This window comes from Geomicrobium sp. JCM 19037 (assembly GCF_000698105.1).
Classification (GTDB): Bacteria; Bacillota; Bacilli; order Bacillales; family Marinococcaceae; genus Geomicrobium_A.
Window position 1 is genome coordinate 1 of sequence record NZ_BAWZ01000046.1, and the last position, 21,323, is coordinate 21,323.

Sequence of the window (21,323 nt, forward strand, 5' to 3'; positions counted from 1 at the left end):
CTGATGAAATTCATCTCGTTGCCGATCGTTGTTCGTCACTGTAAGGGTTGCGGGCAACACGAAAAACGTTTGCCGAAGGGTAAAAAGTCGTGACCGAGGCTCACGTCCTGGCACAAGCATGTGATGGTCGGTTACGTATGTGACAATCCAGCCCTCAAACCGGGCACTTTCGGCACGCAACGGTCACAAATCGCAATATTTGTGACCGTTGACTCCGTTTATGTGCGCATCCACGTTTAAATCATGATTTTTCTATCTCAAGTGTCACATTAATTAATATATGGGGCATTTGGACTTGTTTCAACATCATAACCAGTAGGCAGAAACGTGAACCGATGTTGCCCTTATGGTCTGGACTGCATAGAAAACACGGTGGCAGATGTTTCGCCACCGATGTTGCCCTTGTAGTCTGGACTACAAGCATCCGCCCGCAGTGCAAAGCAACAACAAACTGTGCAATTAGGATCATGTTAAGTTCATTTTATATAATCAAAAAAAGCCGTAGGGTAGAACCCTACGGCTTTTAATCTGCTTTTGAAACGTGTTGAAGATTGCCGTTCTCATCCATACGAAAGCTTGATGACATGAACGAATCACTCATTGTTTCATCCACAAACATCATATTGCGAGCACGATTAATAATGGTGAGCAAAGATTCATGTTCTTTTTCCAGCTTTTCTAATTGTGATTTTAACTGTTCATTTTCTAACTGTACTTGTTCAACATTCGTTTTTGTATCGGCATCAATGGTTTCTTGATGCACGTAATGGCTAAGGAACTGAACGACTCTTTCCATGTTCAAGTCATCCGTGTGTACGGGTTTCTCAATCGATCTCTGAGGATGTTTTACACCGAATGTTTTTTGTACGGCTTGTGCGGCGTCGTTTCGTTGAAATGCTTTTCGTTCACGCTTTGCTTCGCTAATCTTTGTTTCGTAGCGATCGCGCACGACCGCATTCCAGCGGAATCCACAAGCAGCAGCGGTGCGGTTAAGTTGATCGCCAACTTCCTCAAATGCTTTTAACTGCGTACTTCCATTTTTAATATGGTGGATGACAGTATCTGCTAATAGCACATCATCCTCATGGGACCATGCATCTTGTCTCACTTTTGTCATCGGGTTACCTTCTTCCATTAAGAGATTCAATGTAGTCTTAATATGGACGAATGTATGAATCTCTATACTCCCAATGATAGAAACAAAAACAAGAATTTGTGTGCTAACGGTGTTTCGTCTTCGCACGGATGTTCTGATCAGCGTCTTTAAATGCTTTCTCAAATTTACTTGAGCCTTTCAAATGCAAGTATCGATGATCTTTTAACTTGTCCGGCAAGTATTGTTGCGCGACGAGGGCCCCTTCATAATCGTGAGGGTACAAATAACCGACGCCTCGGTCCAATTCTTTCGCTCCAGCGTAGTGAGCGTCGCGAATTTGGTCTGGTATTGGAGGAGAGCCGAATTTGCGGACGTCTGCTAGTGCGGCATCAAGGGCGCGATAAGCACTGTTTGATTTCGGAGACAGACAGAGTTCAACGACAGCGTTCGCAAGCGGAATTCTTGCCTCTGGGAAACCTAAACGTTCGGATGCTTGAATCGCAGCAAGTGTGCGAGCACCGGCTTGTGGATTCGCAAGGCCGATGTCCTCGTACGCGATGACGAGTAAGCGTCGATTAATGCTGACAAGGTCTCCTGCTTCAATTAATCGTGCTAAGTAGTGAAGTGCCGCATCGGCATCACTGCCTCGAATTGACTTTTGGAATGCTGACAACACATCATAGTGGGCATCCCCATCACGGTCATGATTGAAATTCTTCTTCTGCATGCAAATTTCGGCAACGCTCACATCGACATGGATGATCCCGTCCTCATTTTTAGGTGTAGATAGAACGGCCAACTCTAAAGCGTTCAAAGCAGAGCGTAAGTCTCCGCCTGAAGATGAGGCGATATGTCTCGCTGCATCGTCATCAAGTTTTGTTGAGATGTAACCTAACCCTCGCTCCTCGTCATCGATGGCTGCTCTTAAGCTGTTTAAGATCTCGTTTTCTTGTAAAGAAAACAATTCAAAAATATGGCACCGACTGCGAATAGCTGGATTCACGGAATGATAAGGATTGGCGGTTGTAGCACCGATGACAATGAGCTTTCCACTTTCCAAGTACGGAAGCAAAAAATCTTGTTTTCCTTTATCAAGACGATGAAACTCATCCAAAATTAATACGAGCTGACCGTAGAGCTTCGCTTCTTCAGCAGCAATTTGCAAGTCTTTTTTGGAGTGCTCGACGGCGTTGAGCAGTTTGTAGCGCAGTTCCATACTCCCCGCAAGTGCAGTCGCAAGTGATGTTTTTCCGGTCCCAGGTGGTCCGTAAAAGATCATCGGTTGAAGTGTACCTGCAGTGACCATGCGTGAGATTAGAGCTCCTTCTCCGAGAAGGTGAACTTGTCCGACCACTTCGTCAATGGTTCTTGGGCGCATGCGAAATGCGAGTGGTTCATGGTTCATTTGGGGCCTCCATTCATACACGAATGCACGTTCTGTTTCTTCAACTAGTGTAGCACACGGCCTCTTCTAAGAACAATCCAAGCAAGAGACATGTAAATCATTGATTGTCCATGCTATAATGGCAGTTACAGCATAAAGACAAGCGTTGCTTTTTAATAAACGTTAACCTTATGAACAGGATATAAAGGTGGCTATATAAATGAAGATATCGACAAAAGGGCGCTACGGTCTCACGATTATGATGGCGCTCGCGAAGAAGTACGGCGAGGGTCCGATCTCATTGAAGTCCATTGCGAAGGAAAACAATCTGTCAGAACATTATTTGGAGCAATTAATTGCTCCACTTCGAAACGCGACATTTGTGAAGAGTGTTCGAGGAGCGTATGGTGGTTACATGCTTTCAAAAGAGCCGCATGAGATTACGGCAGGAGACATTATTCGTGTGCTTGAAGGGCCGATTACTCCTGTGGAAGTCATGGAAGATGAAGAGCCAGCGAAGCGTGATTTATGGGTGAAGATCCGTGACGCGATTAAAGATGTGCTTGATTCTACGACGCTTGAGGACTTGGCGAACTACGAAGAAACCGATAAACAAGAAGACTATATGTTTTATATATAATTGTGAAGAAGGAGGCGGCATTCGTATGAACGAGATCTATTTCGATCATGCCGCAACGACCCCTGTTCGTGATGAAGTGTTTGCTGAGATGAAGCCGTATTATGATGGGACGATGATTGGCAATGCGTCAAGCATCCACCGATTTGGACGTAAGGTACGTGTAGGAATTGATGAGGCGAGAAGGGTCGTTGCCGGCCAATTAAACAGTCACCGAGATGAAATCATCTTTACGAGCGGTGGAACGGAATCCAACAACCTAGCCATTCGGGGTGCAGTGCACACACGGAAACAAACCGGCAAGCATATTGTGACATCCCAAATTGAGCATCACGCTGTGCTACATGTTTTAGATCAACTTGAGGATGAAGGTTTTGAAGTGACACGACTCCCTGTTGACGAGCGAGGTGTTGTCAATGCCGCTGACGTTGAGCGCGCGCTTCGTCCGGATACGATTCTCGTTTCAATCATGCACGGAAATAACGAAACAGGCATGATACAGCCGATTGAAGCGATCAGCTCCCTATTGGAAAATCACGAAGCACTCTTTCATACCGATGCCGTTCAATCTTTTGGAAAGATGAACTTTGATGTACAAGCATTGGGTGTCGATTTACTAACGGGTTCTGCTCACAAGGTCAATGGACCGAAAGGAGCGGGATTTTTGTATGTTAAGAAGGGTACAAACATTCAAGCCCTCATTTACGGCGGTGAGCAAGAAAAGAAACTACGGCCGGGCACAGAGAACGCAGCTGCAATTGCTGGCTTGAAAAAGGCAGTACAACTTCTCGGTCAAGATGGTGAACAAAATGCCGATCACAGTCGGGAATTGAAAGAAAAGCTTGTAGAAGAACTTAGAAATAGAGACGTTCCATATGAGATCAATGGATCACTTACGGATAGTCTTCCTCATATCATCAACATCAGTTTTACTGGCTCACTAACCGAACCGATGCTTGCACAACTCGATATGGCCGGCATAGCGGTTAGTAGCGGCTCTGCATGTACCGCGGGGAGCTTTCAACCGTCCCATGTACTTGAAGCGATGTATGGCTCTGATGATGAGCGCGTAAAAAATTCTTTAAGATTTAGCTTTGGATATGGAAATGATGAACATCAAGTCATACATTCGGCAAAGCAACTCGAGCAAATTACTCGATTAATACGAGAGAAACGAACTGAGGTGTAGATCATGCATGTAGACAATAAAAATATTCGTGTCGTCGTCGGCATGTCCGGAGGTGTGGATTCATCGGTGACGGCGGCGTTGCTAAAAGAAGAAGGCTATGACGTCGTAGGCGTGTTTATGAAGAACTGGGACGAAGAAGATGAGTTTGGCGTTTGTACAGCTACCGTCGATTATGAAGATGTCGCTCGGGTGGCCGATCAGTTGGACATTCCCTATTACTCGGTGAACTTTGAAAAAGAGTATTGGGATAAAGTGTTCCAATACTTTTTAGACGAGCATATGAAAGGGAGAACGCCTAATCCCGACGTCATGTGTAACAAAGAAATTAAATTTAAAGCATTTCTCGATCACGCCATGCTCTTAGGTGCGGACTACGTGGCAACTGGCACTATGCGAGAGTTCATCGACTTGAGGACGGTTCAGTGAACATGCTTCGCGGCGTGGACAACAACAAAGACCAGACGTATTTTCTTAGTCAGCTGAGCGAAGAACAATTGCAAAAAGTGATGTTCCACTCGGGGAATTTGAGAAGAGTGAAGTACGTAGAATGGCAGAGGAACGTGGGTTAGCAACAGCTGGGAAAAAAGATAGTACCGGCATCTGTTTCATTGGTGAACGTGACTTCAAATCGTTTTTGCAAACGTATTTGCCTGCCCAACCCGGAGCGATGAAAACGCCAGATGGTGAAAAGAAAGGTGAGCACGAAGGGCTCATGTATTACACGTTAGGCCAACGCCAAGGTCTTGGCATTGGAGGTTCTGGAGAACCTTGGTTTGTCGTTGATAAAGATTTAGAGAACAATGTGCTCGTCGTAGGACAAGGCTCAGCCCACCCGCGGTTATTAAGCGCAGGCCTATATGGCAGTGAACTGAACTGGATTAGTAACGAACCCCCAACGGCCGCTGTTCATCTAAAGGCAAAGTTTCGGTATCGTCAACCGGACCAAGACGTCATTTTGCACATTCAAGAAGATCAAACATTTTATGTGGAGTTTATTGAGCAGCAACGAGCAGTCACTCCAGGACAAGCCGTCGTATTTTACGATGGAGATGTATGTTTAGGTGGAGGCATCATTGATGACATTGTACGTTCAAAGAAAGATGGGATTGCATGAAACCATCTGCGTATACGCTAGCGACGGAACAAATGAACGCAGGTCATGATGAGTTGGCGCTCCAAAACTTTCATCTGGCGCTTGAAGAAGAGCCAGATCGCCATGCTGATATATACACGAATCTGGGCACACTGCTATTGGCTTCAGGAGAAGAAGATGAAGCATTGGCATGTTATCAACGAGCCATTCAGTTAGACGAGCGTCAAGCGTCTGCTTATTACGGAGCAGGAAATGTTTGCTACCATATCGAAAAATACCCAGAGGCGTTGCGCTTCTACCAAGAAGCACAGCGTCTTGGCATGGGCAAGGATCAAAGCTTACATTTTATGATGGGCATCTGCTTTTACAATCAACAACAATTTGCTCGGGCATTAGCGAGTTTGAAAACGGCAGTGGAGTTAAATGAAAACGATGCCGATGCTCACTTTTACTTCGGGCTCGTGTTGGCCGAGCTGCAAATGATCGAGGAAGCGATCGTGCAATTCTCGCGTACGGTAGCCATTAACTCAAGCCACGCCGATGCTTATTACAATCTTGGCGTTGCACACGCACATAAAGGTGAGCATGAGCGAGCAGAGCACTATTACGAGGAAGCGTTGCATATACAACCCGATCATTTACTCGCAGGTCATGGGTTGAAACAAAATAAAGAACAATGAAGTGAAGGAATGGGGGGAAACGTATGACGGAAAAAGACGAGCGACCGTTTGTTACCGGGGAAGTGACACAGTTGATCTTTCGCAATGAAGAAAATGGATATACGGTGATGATTGTTGATGTGTCAGAAGCGAGCCCGAACACGAATGAACAAACGTTAACCGTGCTCGGACATTTTCCTGCGTCCCCTGAAGGAGAACACCTGACATTTCATGGCACGTTTAAAGAGCATCCAAAGTATGGACAACAGTTCCAATCTACTTCCTTTGAGAAGCATATGCCAAAAGGGGGAGCGGCGCTTGTTCAATACCTTTCCAGTGACCGCTTTCCGTCTATTGGCCGCAAAACGGCGTCGCAAATCGTAGAAACGTTAGGTGACGAAGCGCTCGATCAAATGATTCAAGATCCAACCTGTTTACAAAAAGTGCAAGGATTAAAACGTGAACAACGGAAAGTGCTCGAAGAACAGTTAGCGTCAGAACAGGAGTCAGCGATGTTTATGAGTAAACTCATGACGTATGGTTTTGGTATGGAGCTCGCGACCAAAATCGTCCAACAATACGGAGGAGACACACTTCGGGTTGTTGAGCAAAAACCGTATCAGCTTGTGAATGACATTGAAGGCATCGGTTTTCAAAAAGCCGATGAACTAGGTATGAACCTTGGCATTGAAGCGTTAGACACAGAGCGGTTGAAAGCAGGACTGATACACGCCCTTGAAGCGACAAGCCATACTGTCGGACACGTTTACTTGCCAGAAGAAGTATGGATTGAGGAAGCGAAAACAATATTAAATTATCGCTCTCCATTTGCTGAAACTCATCACCTTGAAGAGAGTATAGTTCACCTAGCTGAAGACGGTGTAGTTGCGGTTGATGAGAACCGCTGTTACCTTCCGTCTTTATATTTCGCTGAAAAAGGTTTGTCCACAAATATCGAACGTCTAAGTGTTCGTGATGATATCGAGACGTTCTCTGAAGATCTGTTTCTACAAGAGCTTGGGAAGATGGAAGAGACGTATGCAATTTCTTATGCGGAACAACAAAAGGAAGCGGTCAAGTTGGCGCTCTCTTCGCCAATCATGATTTTGACAGGTGGACCTGGTACTGGAAAGACGACGGTCATCCGGGCCATTGTGGAGATGTTTAGTCGACTCCGAGGGTGGAGTGAACGAACAGACAAGAAGTCTCCGGTCTTATTGGCAGCACCAACGGGAAGAGCAGCAAAACGCATGAGCGAAACGACAGAAAGACCGGCCTATACGATTCATCGGTGGATTGCTGGCGCGGGGATGAAGAGGAGTTTACCGAACGCGACGAAGAGTCTCCGCTTAAAGGTGAACTGCTTATCGTTGATGAAGCATCAATGATTGATTTGTGGCTCGCCAATCAACTGTTCAAAGCCATTCCTGCAAACATGCAAGTGATCATCGTTGGTGATGAAGATCAGTTGCCGTCTGTAGGTCCAGGGCAAGTACTTAGTGATTTGTTAAGTTCAAATAAAGTTCCAGCTGTTCGTTTATCCCTCGTTTATCGACAAGCAGAAGGATCTTCGATTACGAACCTTGCTCATACGATGAAAGAAGGGAAATTGCCAGCCGATTTCCAGACACCGCTCGCTGATCGTGCGTTCTTTCCAGGTCAGGCTGCGACAGTCGTCCCCCTCGTTGAACAAGTGTGTAGTAAAGCGCTGGAAAGGGGATACTCCCCTTTAGATTTGCAAGTCCTTGTGCCGATGTATCGAGGTGAAGCAGGAATAAATGCGTTAAATGAACGTCTACAAGCGTTATTTAACCCACCAAAACCTCGGAAATCATCAATGGATTATGGAGAACAAACGTATCGGGTAGGAGACATCGTATTGCAGCTCGTAAATAACCCTGAAGAAAACGTTTATAACGGTGACCGTGGAGAGATTGTAGCTATCCGGCGCGCGAAAGACACAGATAACAAAAAAGATCAAGTCATTATTCGTTTTGATCAATTAGAAGTGGCTTATGAACGTCAAGATTTAAAGCAAATCATGCTTGCGTATTGTTCCTCAATTCATAAAGCGCAAGGCAGTGAATTCCCGATCGTGATCGTGCCACTGACGATGGGGTATCGGAGAATGTTAAAAAGGAACCTTTTGTATACAGCAATTACACGCGCGCGAGACTACTTGATTATGGTGGGTGAAGAGCGGGCTTTCGTGTATGCAGTTGAAAATAATGACCGGCAATCCCGTTACTCCAATCTACCATCGCGGCTCGCTCACCTTGAGGAAGCAACTGCCAATCATAAAAGTGAGACGAAAAGCGGAAACTAAAAATCCCGGTAGCGATGTTTACAATTGCCTTACTTTGACCATTCTTGTAAAACTAGTTGTTTTACGAGGAGGTTACTTCCTTTGCATTGCCCGAATTGCATGTGGAAAAATATAGGTAAGATCGGTACAAATCAGTATTATTGTTGGAAGTGTTGTATTGAACTCGTTGTTCAAGATGAGATACTTTCTGTCTATCAAGTTGAAGAGGACGGTTCACTAAGCTCGTTAGATGACGTGTTCTCTGTAGATGAAAGAAGTCGATGTCTTGAGGAACATTCAAGCAGCTAAAGTATAGGTGTAAACTCATTGTTCCGGTAGTTTTAGTAAATGGAGGTCGGCGTTCATGAATAAGACGTCATCATCATTGCTCGTGGCAGGAATTGGGACCGTAGGTGCAGCGATTTATATGATGAATACCCACGACCGGAGTCATAAGCGTTGGATGCAAAAGATGAAAAAGAACAAGCATGTGAAATCTTTGCGCAAAGCGTATCGGAACGCATTTTAAAAAGAAAAGACACAAACCAGCCGGTTTGTGTCTTTTCTGTATAAACCACCGGGTTTCGTTCATCCTAATGCATTGAAGGGGTGAGCGAATGGACAGAGAAAAGAAGTGGCTTTACCGAGCTTTAATCGCAATGATCTGTGTCGCATTCGTATACATCGTGTATCTACTCACCCCCGTTTGGAAGCCTGTACTTGTAAGTATCGTCAAGGTGGCGATTCCATTTATCCTCGCAGGTTTATTTGCGTATTTACTACATCCTGTGATTGATTTTTTAGAACGAAAGGGCACCCCGAGAGCGCTTTCAGTACTCATCATATACACCCTTTTTTTTGGGGGTGGCGCTTGGTTACTCATCGCAACCGGCCCGATTATTCTTAGGGAAGCGAAAGAATTTGTTGAACAATTGCCAGCCTGGATGCAGCAAGTTGAAAGTGGGATCGGTTCGTTTCACCGTCAAGTTGATCAGTTGCCGCCACTTCTGCATAACCAAGTTGAGAACAGTGTAGAACGATTGGAATCCCAAGGGTCGAATTTCGTACAAGGGTTATTTGACCGCTGGCGCTTGATCCTGGAAGGCATTGCTTTCTTGTTTTTACTGCCATTTGCTACATTTTACATACTAAAAGACCTTCGTATATTTGAAAAAGCGGCTGTTTTTCTGATTCCTAAACGGTTCCGGGAAACGGGTGTAACGATCGTTGGTGCAGCGGACCATGCTTTTGGTAGCTATATTCGTGGGCAGTTGCTCGTCTCCGTTTGCGTAGGGGTTTTGTCAATTATAGGTCTGTGGCTTGTCGGTGTGCCATACCCGATTGTTCTAGGATTGTTTTTAGGGATGATGGACTTAATTCCTTATTTTGGTCCGATTTTAGGTGCCGTTCCTGCCCTTGTCATCGCGTTCACGATATCGTGGCAAACGACACTTTTTACCCTCGTTGTTATTTTAGTGATTCAGCAAATAGAAGGGAATGTGCTGTCTCCGTACATTGTTGGAAAAAGTGTTCACTTGCATCCGTTAATGATTTTATTTGCACTTCTCATTGGCTATGAGTTCGCAGGAATTATTGGCTTGTTACTATCGGTGCCGTTATTTGTTATCGGCTCTCACGTGACACACGTGCTTCGAGAGGAGAAAAAGGTCGGAAGTTCGGAAAGCTAACTTTTCGTTTCTATCGAGTCGAAAAAACGAAAAAGGAACTCACTGACAACTCAGAAGTTCCTTTTGACCGATTGGCTATTATTTTGAAAGCAGACCTCTCATGGCAAAGGCAAGGTTTTGTGGGCGTTCTGCCAATCTTCTCATGAAGTAGCCATACCAGTCTTTTCCGTAAGGGACATACGTCCGGACTTGATAGCCTTCTTCAACGAGTGAAAGTTGCAAGTCATTTCGAAAACCGTAAAGCATTTGAAATTCAAACTGCTCACGAGGAATGCTTTGTTCTTTCGCATACGCTTTAACATGTTCGATAATGTGATGGTCGTGAGTCGCAATCGCCGTATGCCCTCCGTTGTTGAGGTGGGTTTTTATCATATCGAGCATCTGTTTATCGATCGCTTGCTTCTCTTGTAGGGCAACATCTGCACTTTCTTTGTAAGCACCTTTAACGAAGCGTAACTTCATCCCTCTAAGGCGATCGGTATCTTCGACGCCTGTTTTAATATACGCTTGCAACACCGTTCCGATGTTATCAAATGATGCCCGCAATTCCTCAATAATTCGGATGGTCTGCTCATAGTGCAAATAATCTTCCATATCAATGTTCACGATCGATCCGTGCTCTTTAGCTTTTTCAAGCAATTGTTTTATGTGGGATTTACAAAGATCCTCATCAACATCAAGTCCTAATTTTGTCAATTTTACTGACAAATAGCAATCAATCCGATGCTCATGTAAAAAGTCTAAAGCTGCCATGCTGGATTCAAAAGCTTCAATGGCTTCAGACTCTTCAAACACAAATTCACCGAGATGGTCCAACGTAATTGAACGGTTGCTGTCATTCAACTCTTGCAATCGAGCGTGGGAATCTTCTAGGGTGAGACCAGCGACAACTTTGGAGGCACCGAGCTTAAGGCCCCAACGTTTTGGCATTTTTATTGAGCAATTTGTTTTTTGATAAGTATAAGAAGAAGTCGCGGTTAAGTTTTTGCATACGTATACCCCTTTTTACTAGAGAGAGGGCTCATCGTTTGACGATGAGCCTTGTGCTCTCCAATTAGAATTGATCACAAACAGTTTTTGGCTCCATGAAATGGAGGATGTATCCTGGTCCGCCTGCTTTCGTATCCGTCCCTGACATTTTGAAACCGCCAAACGGCTGATACCCTACAATCGCAGCTGTACAGCCACGGTTGAAGTAAAGGTTACCGACGTGGAATTCTTGGCGTGCTTTCTCCAAGTGATCGCGGTTGTCAGAAATGATCGCTCCAGTTAGGCCGTAATCCGTATTGTTCGCAATGTCAATAAGTTCATCAATCGATGAGCCTTTTGAAAAGGCGACGACAGGTCCAAAAATCTCTTCTTGCATAATGCGTGCATTCGGATCTGCATCTTTAAAGATTGTCGGCTTAATGAAATATCCTTTTTCTTTGTCGCCTGTACCACCAGTGACGAGGGAAGCTTCTTGTTTTCCAATTTCGATGTAGTCCAAGATTTTATCGAACGCGGACTCTTCACAGACCGGCCCCATGTATGTGCTTGCATGTTGAGGTGCATCAACCGTGATTTCTTCAGTGAGTACTTTTACGCGCTCAATCACTTCATCATATACATCAGCATGCGCAACGACACGCGAACAAGCTGAACATTTTTGCCACTGAAACCAAATGCAGATTGTACAATCGACTCAGCAGCAATGTCTAAATTCGCTTCACGATCAACGATGATCGTGTCTTTTCCGCCCATTTCAATCGCCGTTTTCTTAAGGAAGTTTTGACCGGGTTGAATTTTAGCAGCTTTCTCAAAAATACTCGTTCCAACTTCTTTAGATCCGGTAAAGTTAATGAAGCGAGTCTTCGGATGCTCAACGAGATAATCGCCAATTTCACTTCCGCTACCTGGGATGAAGTTGACGACACCAGCAGGCATGCCTGCTTCTTCAAGTACTTCCATAAACTTGTACGTCGTAACTGGCGTCAAGCTCGCTGGTTTCAATAAAATTGTATTCCCTGCAACCATTGGTCCTACAGTCGTTCCAGCCATGATCGCGAATGGTAAGTTCCAAGGTGAAACCGTTACACCGACGCCAAGTGGCAAGTACGTGAATTGGTTATGTTCAATCGGGCGGCTGTTAATTGGCGCGCCGTCTTTGTGTTCAATCATTTGACGAGCATAATACTCTAAAAAGTCAATCGCTTCAGCCGAATCGGCATCCGCTTCTTTCCAAGGTTTACCGATTTCATAAACCATCCAAGCAGAGAATTCGTGCTTACGACGACGAGAAATTGCTGCGGCACGGAACAACACATTCGCACGTGCTTCAGGTGTCCAACGGCTCCATGTTTTAAACGCTTCTTGTGCTTTTTCCATTGCTTGTTCAGCTAGATCTTTAGAAGCTTTGGATACCGTACCGATAATTTCGCTATGGTCAGCAGGATTAATTGAAGTGATCTTTTCATTTGTCGTAATGCGCTCGCCGCCGATAATGAGTGGGTATTCTTTCCCGAGCTCACCTTTGACGTAACGAATCGCTTCCTCAATTGCAGCTTTATTTTCTTCATCTTGAAAATTCGTGAATGGTTCATGTGTGTATGGAACGACCATTGTATCACTCCTCTAATGTAATTGCGTTCGCTTATTTTTAAATGCAAGAACTGTGCCAATCTTTAAAAACGGGAGATGACGCAATTTTTTTGCGAAGTTGCACGATGAAAGCAAAAATATTTGCGATTTATCGAAAAAAATTTTGCGTTAACGGGCGTGATGTTTCGCTAGTTTGTATTGTAAGTTTTGTCGGCTCATGCCGAGTTTTGCTGCAGCTTTAGTGATGTTGTGAGCCGATTCGTCCATCGCTTTTGCAATAAACTGTTTCTCAATGAGCGCGAGCCTTTGTTGTAATGTTTCATCACCGTCGAGTTCGGATATGACTGTCGGTGCATTTGTTCGTTGGTTTTGAAAGTGAGCAGGTAAATGAGAGGGTAGAAGTTCTTGCTCACCATTTACGACATTTAATGCCCCTTCAATAACGTGTTCGAGCTCTCGGACATTCCCTGGCCAATGGTACGCAGCTAGTGCTTGTTCAGCGGCAGGTGACAATTGCTCGGTTCGAACATTAAATTGTTTGGAGAAGCGAGCAAGAAAAAAGTTCGCTAGTGTAAGGATATCGTTGGCACGCACGTGCAAAGCTGGAATAAACAAGCTTACGACGCTTAACCGGTAGTATAAATCTTTTCGGAGTCGCTCATCGGCAATCGCGTCAATCGGGTCTTCATTCATCGTACTAATGAGGCGCACGTTAATTTTTCGCTCTTTGCTTTCCCCGATTCTCATCACCTTTTGTTCTTGGATTACCCGAAGAAGCTTCGGTTGCAAATGTAAAGGTAAAGAATTAATTTCATCAAGGAGAAGCGTTCCGCCATTTGCTTGTTCAAACAAACCGGGTCGATCAATCGCGCCGGTGAACGCCCCTTTGCTCGTGCCAAATAAAATGCCTTCGATTAACCCGTCAGGAAGAGCGGCGCAGTTTTGTGCGATGAAGCGTTGGTCACTTCGGTCACTCGCACTATGAATGCTTTGAGCGAACAATTCCTTGCCCGTCCCGGTTTCTCCAATGATCAACACGTTTGATGACGTGCGGGCCGAACGTCTCGCTTGGTCAATCACGTGCACGAACGACTCGGAGTCGCCGATTAAGTCATCAAATATGTACAGTCTGGAATCTTTCTTTTGATGTTGGTCTCGGAGCATCTTCTCCATACGCGTAATATCCGTCGCGATTTCAACCGCACCGATCGTGATGGCTCCGTCTTTTAATGGGTATACGTGATTCACAGTCGTAATCTCATTCCCATGAGAATTAAAGTACGTCTGTTTTTGATTTTTTGTCCGCTCTCCATTGTTTAGCGCACGAAGGAGCCGACTTTCCTGCTCATTTTTAAATTGAAACACATCCATTAATGAGCGGCCAGAAAAGTCTGCAATCGTCATCGACTCAATATCGCGCATTTTCGCATTATAAACAATCGGCTCAGCTGCGTATTAATAATTCGGATGCCGATGTCGAGCTTTTCAAATACTTGTTCATAGAGGGAAATGTAGTTTTGCATCGAATTCTCACTCTCTTTTTTACATTCAGTATAGCAAATTTTGCACAAGTGAGTGTGGGTGCAAAATAATTTGCGTGTTTATTAAGAACTAGGATCTGTGCCATTAAGTATGTCGGCTTCTTTTCCGTGAAACTGCACCTTTTCAGCGTTGTGCACAGTTTCTTTCTCCATCTCGATCACAAAGGACACTGGATTTGCTTCCATAGAGCAATCATCACTAAAAAGACCTGTATCGAGTTCCGTTTTGAATAACAATTCTGTTTCTTGTATTTGTACTTCGGTAACGATAATTTCACACCCGGGTTCCATCATACCAATTATAATTAGAGAAGAAGTTGACCAATTAACATCAGGAATAGAAGCGGAAAATTCAAATTCATTCCATTTTTGTTCTAAAGTTTCAGAGTTATCTATTCCATATGCTAGAAGTTCCTGGTCCTCAATAGCACTTGCAGGAAGTGTCTGTTCGGTTAAGAGTACATTAGCATCATTTAATCCTTGACAAGAGACGTTCACCGACGTAAATGCAAGAATGATAAAAAGTAAAAAGTACTTCCGTTGAATAGTATCCACTTTGCACACCTCTGTTAACAATATAATTAAATCCCCCCTAGTAAAAAATATAGGGGGAATTTATTTTTCCTAGATTACTCAAAGGTACCAGACAAAACCAAATCTCCTAGTGCGTTATCAATATGAGTAAATATCAAATCAGTACTTTCATTATCGCAACCACCGCTTAGGTTGGTTCCACCAGAAACAATTCCGACAATTGTGCTGCCATCATAAACTGGTCCCCCAGAATCACCGGAATCAACCATACAACTTGTTGTGACATCGTGTTCAACTAAACGTTGCTCAGTATAGCTCTCTCCATTATAGTTAGCTGTATAGTTTACATTAGAAACAGTTCCGCAAGTTACACCTGTTGTGTTCCCTGATTTACAGAGTTCTTCACCTTCAAAGCTTGATGATTCGCTTTGTCTATTAGCTATTTGAATAGCCTGACTACTAGTGGTGTATAAAAAATCACTAGCAAGACTACTTGATATTTCTATTGCCATAGCATCAGATCTTCCGCCCATTGAAACAACTTGTCTTACATCACCGATTGTACGACCCCCTTGAGTGTAAGTGTCCCCGACGATGCCACAATGACCAGCAGAAATCAAGAAATATTCACCACTTGAATTTTGTGCACTTATATTACTTGTGCAGGCACCCCCTGCAGAGTCATTAACAATACTTAAACCAGCTTCCAGTGGATCTCGTTCTGAAGTACGTGCCTGTATTGGCATATCACCTTGCTTAAACATAACTTGACTTGGCTTAAGATTAAACATTTCTTTAATAGTTGTTTTATGACTCTCCTTAAATTCCTCTAAAGTTATTATCAATTTATTCTCGCTAATTTTTGTTCCAATACTGGATACGGTTACACCTTTTTTCTCCAATATTGGAATCTTTTGAGCTATCTCTGAGTGAAGAGTGTTTAACTCTTTTTCAGAATAATCAACAGAAGAAATTTCTATGGGCACATCTGAGAGATCTTTAAGTGTACTCAAGTTATTATAATGATTATTCTTTATGTTTATATAGATAGTATCATCTTGTAAATATATACCACCAAAATTTTCATTAGAAACATTATTCAATACTTCAGAATGTACTTTTCTTAACTCTTTTGATATATCAATTGCCTCTGGGTTCTGTTGGGCGGATGTGCTTTGATTGTTTACGAAAACCGAAATTACAACAAAGATAATAAAGCTACAAATGTTTTAATAGCAATCAACCTCCATAATATATTTTATTTACTTACAATTTTAAATTTTAAAATAAAACTACCCTCCTTTCATTATTTTCCAGTACCCATGATTAGGTATTTAAAACATTGTATTTTTAATTGTTATAATATTAACTGATTTCATGATTGCCAGCCTTCACTTCCCAAGGTTTTCACGCCACGAAAAAAGGAGTACCTCCCCAAACAGTCGAATGAGTTAAGTACCCACAAAACTCTAAAGACTGGAGGAAGACTCCCTTATGGCTATTATACGACAAGCGAGCCTGTTTGACCTGCAAGATTTATATGATTTAGAACCTCCCCATCGATTCGATGAGGTATTTTCTGCGATCAATATTGATCCGATCCTTTGGGGGGGGGTCAAAAAAATCCCGGGAGGTACGCCTTTACAGCTCAACTACCCGGCCATGATTCATGCGCTTCTCATTCGAATTCTGGAGCGAATCCCAACGATCAAAGACTTGGTTCGCCGTTTGCGCCACGACGTGAAGTTCCAACTCGATTGTGGGTTTCTCTTCTCGGATGCTGTCCCTTCTGAAGCCTCGTTTTCACGTTTGGTCACGAAAATCCAACACGCTGAGGTGCTGGCATCCGTTCAATCCGATGTGCTTGTCCAAGTATTTATGGAAGGTTCATTACCGATGACACCGTCGCCATCGACGCCACTCATCTAAAAGCACGAGACTTAGCGCCCGTAAAGGAAGAGAAATCTGAGAAAATGAAGGAATCCCCTACAAAACGGGGCCGCAAAACCAAAGCCGAGCAGGAAGCTTGGCGTCAAGAGCAGACAGAAAAAGAAGCGGCGCTTTCGCTCTACGATAAGAAAATTGAAGACCAGTTGGACGCCTCTGTTGATCTCTTACGGGCGGAGGTGCCGATGGATCCCAAGTGGGGCATTAAGAAAAACAGCGAAGGCAAGAATGTGTTTTGGTTTGGCTATAAAGGGCAATTTGCCGTCGGAGCCCAAAGCCAGTACATCCTGCAATCGTTGTTCTCTTCGGGGAACTTGAATGATGGAAAAGCCGCGATTGCTTTACTCAAAGGTGTGAAAAAGCAACTGCCAGACCTTGATGTCACGTATTATACAATGGATGCTGCTTATGATGCCCCAGCCATTTATCAACAGGTCCATCAAAATGGATCTAGCTCCGTGATCGCTTATAACAAGCGAAACGAAGCGGAGGCCCTCGGGTTTGACAAGCATTTTGCACCGACGTGCGTCCGGGTACATTCGTATCGGTATGACAGCTACGACCCTCGATATGAAACGCTCAAATATACGCGCCCAAAAGAATGTGCGACATGTCCACTTGCCAGGGATTCCTTATGTCAAAAGGTATATAAAGTGAAGATCAAGCAAAACTTACGTCGGTACAACGCTCCAGCTAGAGGGTCCAAAGCTTGGAAAACCATCTACAATCGCCGAACGGCGATTGAACGCGTCATTGGCTATCTCAAAGAGTTTTTTCAATTGAACAATATTCGGTACCGCAAAGGAAAACGAGCGAACGTGCATTTCGACCTCGTTCACCTACTCTACAATGGAGCAAAGCTCGCTTGTGATCGCCTGACGGAACGTATGAACGAACAACACGCGTAAACTTTTGAAAGCAACCATATTTACATTGATTTACCTGTTTTTTTTAAGAGAAGGACTTATGAAATTGATTCATAAAAGTTGAACGAAAGAATTTCTTCATGAACTAATGGTAGGTCAACCGGTAAAACCTAAAGTTCAACGACTTTGAGATCGATCTTAATCGTTTACAATACACGTAGCAATTATGGGTATATACTGTTATTAACCTCCAAAGTATATGAACCGAGTTGAATGCCAATATTGAGCAACCCCAATTAAGTAATGTCGTCGATTCAGTACCGTTGATTTGAGCGAAAGGCAGTGATGCCTGTAGGAGTTGGAAAGAGACGAGACCCGGAAATCGTCAGAACAAGGAGGCTCGGCTTGTCCTCCGCGGTCAAGTAGTCACAGCGAACACAAGTGAGGTGCTGCACTTATAGTCTGGAGTACATAGAAAATACGGTGGCAGATGTTTCGCCATCCATGTTGCCCTTGTGTTCTGGAGTACAAGCATCCATTTGCAGTGGAAAGCAACAACAAACTTCGCAATTAGGAAAATCTTAAGTTTATTCTATATTGCTACCTTGATAGTCCATAGAGAACTTCGACCCGTTTTCCGACGGACTTAGCACCGACACGCCACATTAGGGAAATCAAACGTTCACCCTATCTACGTAAACAAATCGAGTGATGACGACTAAAAGGCCTCTTAATCATTCATTTTGTTATCCAATTACCTCATGAATCATCTTCTAAACGTGACATTTTTGATCAATCAACCCCCTTCAAGCGTCGCTGCCCTTGACATGAGGGGGAATTCGTTAAAAATAGGAACATATATGAGAACATGTCGACGGAACAAGTAAATTCATTATCTTTTCACAGAGATCCTTTCCACGGCTGAAAGAAGGGGATGGGTAATGGATTGAAAGCTACTCCTGAGTGCAAGTAAACCTTGCCGCCTTGCAGCGTTAAAAGCATTCGAGTGAAGCGTTGTTTGACGTTTAATGAGGGTGGTACCGCGAGAATATGTCTCGTCCTTGGTGGGATGGGGCTTTTTTGTGTTTAAAAATTGATTGGGGGTTTGAGTTATGAAGACGTTAACTTCTGCTGAAGTGCGCCAAATGTTTATTGATTTCTTTAAGGAGAATGGGCACGATGTTGAACCGAGTGCTTCGCTCGTTCCACACGAAGATCCTTCTTTGTTATGGATTAATAGTGGTGTAGCCACACTAAAAAAATACTTTGATGGTCGAGTCGTTCCGGAGAATCCTAGAATTGTGAATGCGCAAAAGGCCATTCGGACGAACGACATCGAAAACGTCGGAAAGACGGCGCGTCACCATACGTTTTTTGAGATGCTCGGCAATTTCTCCATCGGTGATTACTTTAAAGAAGAAGCGATTGAGTTGGCTTGGGAATTTCTCACGAGTGACCGCTGGGTCGATTTTGATGCGGAGAAACTTAGTGTGACAGTACACCCTGAAGACCAAGAGGCGTATGGCTATTGGAAAAACAATATCGGCCTACCTGTCGAGCGGATCATTCGGCTGGAAGAGAACTTTTGGGACATCGGTGAAGGGCCAAGTGGGCCGAACTCAGAAATCTTTTATGACCGAGGCGAAGCGTATGGCAATGATGAGACGGACCCAGAATTGTATCCAGGTGGGGAGAATGAACGTTATTTAGAAATTTGGAACCTTGTATTCTCCCAGTTTAACCATAATCCGGATGATACGTACACGCCGCTACCGAATCAAAACATTGATACAGGGATGGGCTTAGAACGTGTCGTGTCGGTCATTCAAGATACAAAAACGAACTTTGAAACTGATTTGTTCATGCCAATTATTCAAGAAACGGAGAAACTGTCAGGGAAAAAGTATGGAAACAACGACACCGATGATACAGCGTTTAAAGTGATTGCTGACCATGCGAGAACGGTTTCGTTTGCGGTCGGTGACCGGGCACTCCCGTCGAATGAAGGCAGAGGATATGTACTGCGCAGGTTGCTAAGAAGAGCGGTTCGATATGCGCAAACCCTCGGTTTGGACGAACCCTTTATGTACAAACTCGTCCCCGTCATTGGTGATGTCATGAAGGCGTACTACCCTGAAGTGGAAGAAAACACGCCGTTTATTCAAAAGGTTATTCAAAGTGAAGAAGAGCGTTTCCATGAAACCCTTTCGGATGGATTGAACATGTTAAATCAAGTCATTCAGACAGCTAAGAACGAGGGCAAAGCACAAGTTGACGGAGCTGATGTGTTTAAACTGTATGATACGTATGGTTTTCCAGTTGATTTAACAGAAGAATACGTAGTGGATGCGGGTCTGACTGTTGATACTCTCGGTTTCGAGACAGAGATGGAGGCACAAAGATCAAGGGCGAGAGCTGCACGTAAAGAAGATGCTCCATGCAAAGTCAAAATGAGACGCTGCGTACGTTAGACGTAGAGAGCACGTTTGTTGGCTATGATCAGTATGCAGCAAATACGACGGTTCGAGCGATTGTCCTCGGTCAAAATCATGTTGAACATGTTCAAGAAGGAGACACCGCAGTTGTCATTTTAGAAGAGACGCCGTTTTATGCTGAAAGCGGTGGACAAGTGGCAGACGCAGGAACGATTGCAGCTGAAGGTTTACAAGCTGAAGTGACAGGGGTAACACGGGCGCCGAACGGTCAACCTTTACATGAAGTGAACATCATTCGGGGTACACTTACTGTTGGACAGCCTGTTCTTGCACAAATTAATGAACAGCGCGAAAAGCGACGGAGAAAAACCACTCTGCGACTCACTTGTTACATCAAGCACTTAAAGATGTGCTCGGCGATCATGTAAATCAGGCAGGTTCTTACGTAGGTCCGGATCGTTTGCGGTTTGACTTCTCTCATTTCGGGCAAGTAACAGAGGAAGAGATGAAGCAGATTGAACAGGTGGTGAACGAGCGCATCGCCGCCAATTATCGGGTTATGACTGAGGAAACAACGGTCGAAGAGGCAAAAGCAAAAGGGGCGATGGCGCTTTTCGGTGAGAAGTACGGCAGTGTCGTTCGGGTTGTACACATTGGTGAATACAGCATTGAACTTTGTGGTGGATGTCATGTTCGTAGTTCAGGTGAAGTCGGAACGTTTAAGCTCGTCTCTGAAGGCGGTATTGGAGCAGGGGTTCGAAGAATTGAAGCAGTGACTGGAACCGGTGCATACAAGTATACGGTTGACCGGTTAGAATTGCTTGATCGGACCCAACAACTTCTCAAAGTAAAAACGAACGAAGATGTACCTAGACGCGTGACACAATTGCTAGAAGAACTGAAAGAGAAGGATCGAGAAATTGAATCCATGTCTGCGAAATTGGGCAACATGGATGCCAAGAAGCTTTTGGATGAAAAGAAAGAAATTAACGGCGTGCACGTCGTTGCTGGGGTGGTTCCTGAGCGTGACATGGATGGGCTTCGTCAAATTGCTGATGAGTTGAAACAACAGCTTACAGAAGGTATCGTTGTGCTTGGAACGAGTAAAGACGGGAAAGTAAACCTCGTTACGACGGTCAGCAAGGAGCTAATTGCCAGAGGCTACAAAGCCGGAGACATCGTCAAACAAGCGGCAGCTATTTGTGGCGGTGGCGGCGGCGGTCGCCCGGACATGGCACAAGCTGGAGGGAAACGTCCAGAGAAGCTACAAGAAGCAATTGAGGCGGTTCCTGAGATTGTTCGCTCCATTTCATAAATAGAAAAAATCATGTACAATGTAGAAAACGATCAATACGCTCAAAGCATTGCG

The 21,323-nt window shown here is 44.2% G+C and carries 15 protein-coding genes, 5 pseudogenes and 1 other annotated feature; of the genes and pseudogenes, 12 read left to right on the forward strand and 8 right to left on the reverse strand.

Features of this window, described 5'->3' with window-relative positions:
* From JCM19037_RS27820 to JCM19037_RS19430, 3 genes are all read right to left on the reverse strand, one after another.
* Positions 1-180 (reverse strand): hypothetical protein (locus tag JCM19037_RS27820; protein ID WP_042403909.1); only part of this gene is annotated, 180 nt, incomplete at its 3' end.
* 343 nt (positions 181-523) lie between these two features.
* Complete coding sequence (locus JCM19037_RS19425) at positions 524-1,117, reverse strand: RsfA family transcriptional regulator (protein WP_042403911.1); 594 nt, start codon at positions 1,115-1,117, stop codon at positions 524-526.
* 103 nt (positions 1,118-1,220) lie between these two features.
* Positions 1,221-2,501 carry a replication-associated recombination protein A gene (locus JCM19037_RS19430; RefSeq protein ID WP_042403913.1) on the reverse strand — a complete coding sequence of 427 codons (1,281 nt, stop codon included), beginning with the start codon at positions 2,499-2,501 and terminating at the stop codon, positions 1,221-1,223.
* A gap of 199 nt (positions 2,502-2,700) precedes the next feature.
* Between JCM19037_RS19430 and cymR the strand changes: the two genes are divergently transcribed.
* The 10 genes and pseudogenes from cymR to JCM19037_RS19465 all read left to right on the forward strand — a co-directional run bounded on the left by cymR (position 2,701) and on the right by JCM19037_RS19465 (position 10,051).
* A complete protein-coding gene (gene cymR, locus JCM19037_RS19435; RefSeq protein ID WP_042403915.1) occupies positions 2,701-3,120 on the forward strand; it encodes a cysteine metabolism transcriptional regulator CymR in 420 nt (139 codons plus the stop codon).
* A 25-nt stretch (positions 3,121-3,145) separates the two neighbouring features.
* Positions 3,146-4,306: a cysteine desulfurase family protein gene (locus tag JCM19037_RS19440; RefSeq protein WP_042403917.1), complete on the forward strand. Its 1,161-nt coding sequence runs from the start codon at positions 3,146-3,148 to the stop codon at positions 4,304-4,306.
* Between the two features lie 42 nt (positions 4,307-4,348).
* Positions 4,349-4,862 (forward strand): annotated as a pseudogene (locus JCM19037_RS29640) (MnmA/TRMU family protein); the annotation flags it as partial.
* Between the two features lie 111 nt (positions 4,863-4,973).
* Complete coding sequence (locus tag JCM19037_RS29645) at positions 4,974-5,420, forward strand: aminomethyltransferase beta-barrel domain-containing protein (protein WP_307189888.1); 447 nt, start codon at positions 4,974-4,976, stop codon at positions 5,418-5,420.
* On the forward strand, positions 5,417-6,079 hold the full coding sequence (locus JCM19037_RS19450) for a tetratricopeptide repeat protein (RefSeq protein WP_042403919.1): 663 nt from the start codon (positions 5,417-5,419) through the stop codon (positions 6,077-6,079). Before JCM19037_RS29645 ends, JCM19037_RS19450 begins: the two co-directional genes overlap by 4 nt.
* Before the next feature lie 23 nt (positions 6,080-6,102).
* The gene (locus JCM19037_RS30340; protein WP_052364101.1) at positions 6,103-7,446 is read left to right on the forward strand and encodes a helix-hairpin-helix domain-containing protein; all 1,344 of its coding nucleotides are present in this window, start codon (positions 6,103-6,105) and stop codon (positions 7,444-7,446) included.
* Positions 7,350-8,384: an AAA family ATPase gene (locus JCM19037_RS30345; RefSeq protein ID WP_152549155.1), complete on the forward strand. Its 1,035-nt coding sequence runs from the start codon at positions 7,350-7,352 to the stop codon at positions 8,382-8,384. Before JCM19037_RS30340 ends, JCM19037_RS30345 begins: the two co-directional genes overlap by 97 nt.
* A 99-nt stretch (positions 8,385-8,483) precedes the next feature.
* Positions 8,484-8,672, forward strand: a complete 189-nt coding sequence (locus JCM19037_RS19460) for a hypothetical protein (RefSeq protein ID WP_081829461.1) — start codon at positions 8,484-8,486, stop codon at positions 8,670-8,672.
* A gap of 55 nt (positions 8,673-8,727) precedes the next feature.
* Positions 8,728-8,892 carry a DUF3918 family protein gene (locus JCM19037_RS24675; RefSeq protein WP_081829462.1) on the forward strand — a complete coding sequence of 55 codons (165 nt, stop codon included), beginning with the start codon at positions 8,728-8,730 and terminating at the stop codon, positions 8,890-8,892.
* An 88-nt stretch (positions 8,893-8,980) separates the two neighbouring features.
* A complete protein-coding gene (locus tag JCM19037_RS19465) occupies positions 8,981-10,051 on the forward strand; it encodes an AI-2E family transporter (protein ID WP_042403923.1) in 1,071 nt (356 codons plus the stop codon).
* Positions 10,052-10,129: 78 nt separating this feature from the next.
* Here JCM19037_RS19465 and JCM19037_RS19470 read toward each other — a convergent pair.
* The 5 genes and pseudogenes from JCM19037_RS19470 to JCM19037_RS19490 all read right to left on the reverse strand — a co-directional run bounded on the left by JCM19037_RS19470 (position 10,130) and on the right by JCM19037_RS19490 (position 15,809).
* Positions 10,130-11,042 (reverse strand): annotated as a pseudogene (locus tag JCM19037_RS19470) (proline dehydrogenase family protein).
* A 63-nt stretch (positions 11,043-11,105) separates the two neighbouring features.
* Positions 11,106-12,652, reverse strand: a pseudogene (gene pruA, locus JCM19037_RS19475) (L-glutamate gamma-semialdehyde dehydrogenase).
* A gap of 147 nt (positions 12,653-12,799) precedes the next feature.
* A complete protein-coding gene (locus JCM19037_RS19480; RefSeq protein ID WP_307189887.1) occupies positions 12,800-14,035 on the reverse strand; it encodes a sigma-54-dependent Fis family transcriptional regulator in 1,236 nt (411 codons plus the stop codon).
* 200 nt (positions 14,036-14,235) lie between these two features.
* Positions 14,236-14,727, reverse strand: coding sequence for a hypothetical protein (locus JCM19037_RS19485; protein WP_042403925.1), 492 nt, complete (start codon positions 14,725-14,727; stop codon positions 14,236-14,238).
* Between the two features lie 74 nt (positions 14,728-14,801).
* Positions 14,802-15,809, reverse strand: coding sequence for a S1 family peptidase (locus JCM19037_RS19490; protein ID WP_042403926.1), 1,008 nt, complete (start codon positions 15,807-15,809; stop codon positions 14,802-14,804).
* A 391-nt stretch (positions 15,810-16,200) separates the two neighbouring features.
* Between JCM19037_RS19490 and JCM19037_RS19495 the strand changes: the two are divergent.
* Together JCM19037_RS19495 and alaS are read left to right on the forward strand one after the other, a co-directional pair.
* Positions 16,201-17,561 (forward strand): annotated as a pseudogene (locus JCM19037_RS19495) (transposase).
* Positions 17,562-18,381: 820 nt separating this feature from the next.
* Positions 18,382-18,585: a binding site (T-box leader), on the forward strand.
* Between the two features lie 46 nt (positions 18,586-18,631).
* Positions 18,632-21,269 (forward strand): annotated as a pseudogene (gene alaS / locus JCM19037_RS19500) (alanine--tRNA ligase).
* Positions 21,270-21,323: the final 54 nt, after the last annotated feature.

What these genes read in the sequence shown, in the direction of transcription:
- cymR (WP_042403915.1), top strand. Translation starts at nt 2,701, where the DNA reads ATGAAGATATCGACAAAAGGGCGCTACGGTCTCACGATTATGATGGCG.
- JCM19037_RS19440 (WP_042403917.1), top strand. Translation starts at nt 3,146, where the DNA reads ATGAACGAGATCTATTTCGATCATGCCGCAACGACCCCTGTTCGTGAT.
- JCM19037_RS19425 (WP_042403911.1), bottom strand. Translation starts at nt 1,117, where the DNA reads ATGACAAAAGTGAGACAAGATGCATGGTCCCATGAGGATGATGTGCTA.
- JCM19037_RS30340 (WP_052364101.1), top strand. Translation starts at nt 6,103, where the DNA reads ATGACGGAAAAAGACGAGCGACCGTTTGTTACCGGGGAAGTGACACAG.
- JCM19037_RS19480 (WP_307189887.1), bottom strand. Translation starts at nt 14,035, where the DNA reads ATGACGATTGCAGACTTTTCTGGCCGCTCATTAATGGATGTGTTTCAA.
- JCM19037_RS19450 (WP_042403919.1), top strand. Translation starts at nt 5,417, where the DNA reads ATGAAACCATCTGCGTATACGCTAGCGACGGAACAAATGAACGCAGGT.
- JCM19037_RS19465 (WP_042403923.1), top strand. Translation starts at nt 8,981, where the DNA reads ATGGACAGAGAAAAGAAGTGGCTTTACCGAGCTTTAATCGCAATGATC.
- JCM19037_RS19430 (WP_042403913.1), bottom strand. Translation starts at nt 2,501, where the DNA reads ATGAACCATGAACCACTCGCATTTCGCATGCGCCCAAGAACCATTGAC.
- JCM19037_RS29645 (WP_307189888.1), top strand. Translation starts at nt 4,974, where the DNA reads ATGAAAACGCCAGATGGTGAAAAGAAAGGTGAGCACGAAGGGCTCATG.
- JCM19037_RS24675 (WP_081829462.1), top strand. Translation starts at nt 8,728, where the DNA reads ATGAATAAGACGTCATCATCATTGCTCGTGGCAGGAATTGGGACCGTA.
- JCM19037_RS19460 (WP_081829461.1), top strand. Translation starts at nt 8,484, where the DNA reads ATGTGGAAAAATATAGGTAAGATCGGTACAAATCAGTATTATTGTTGG.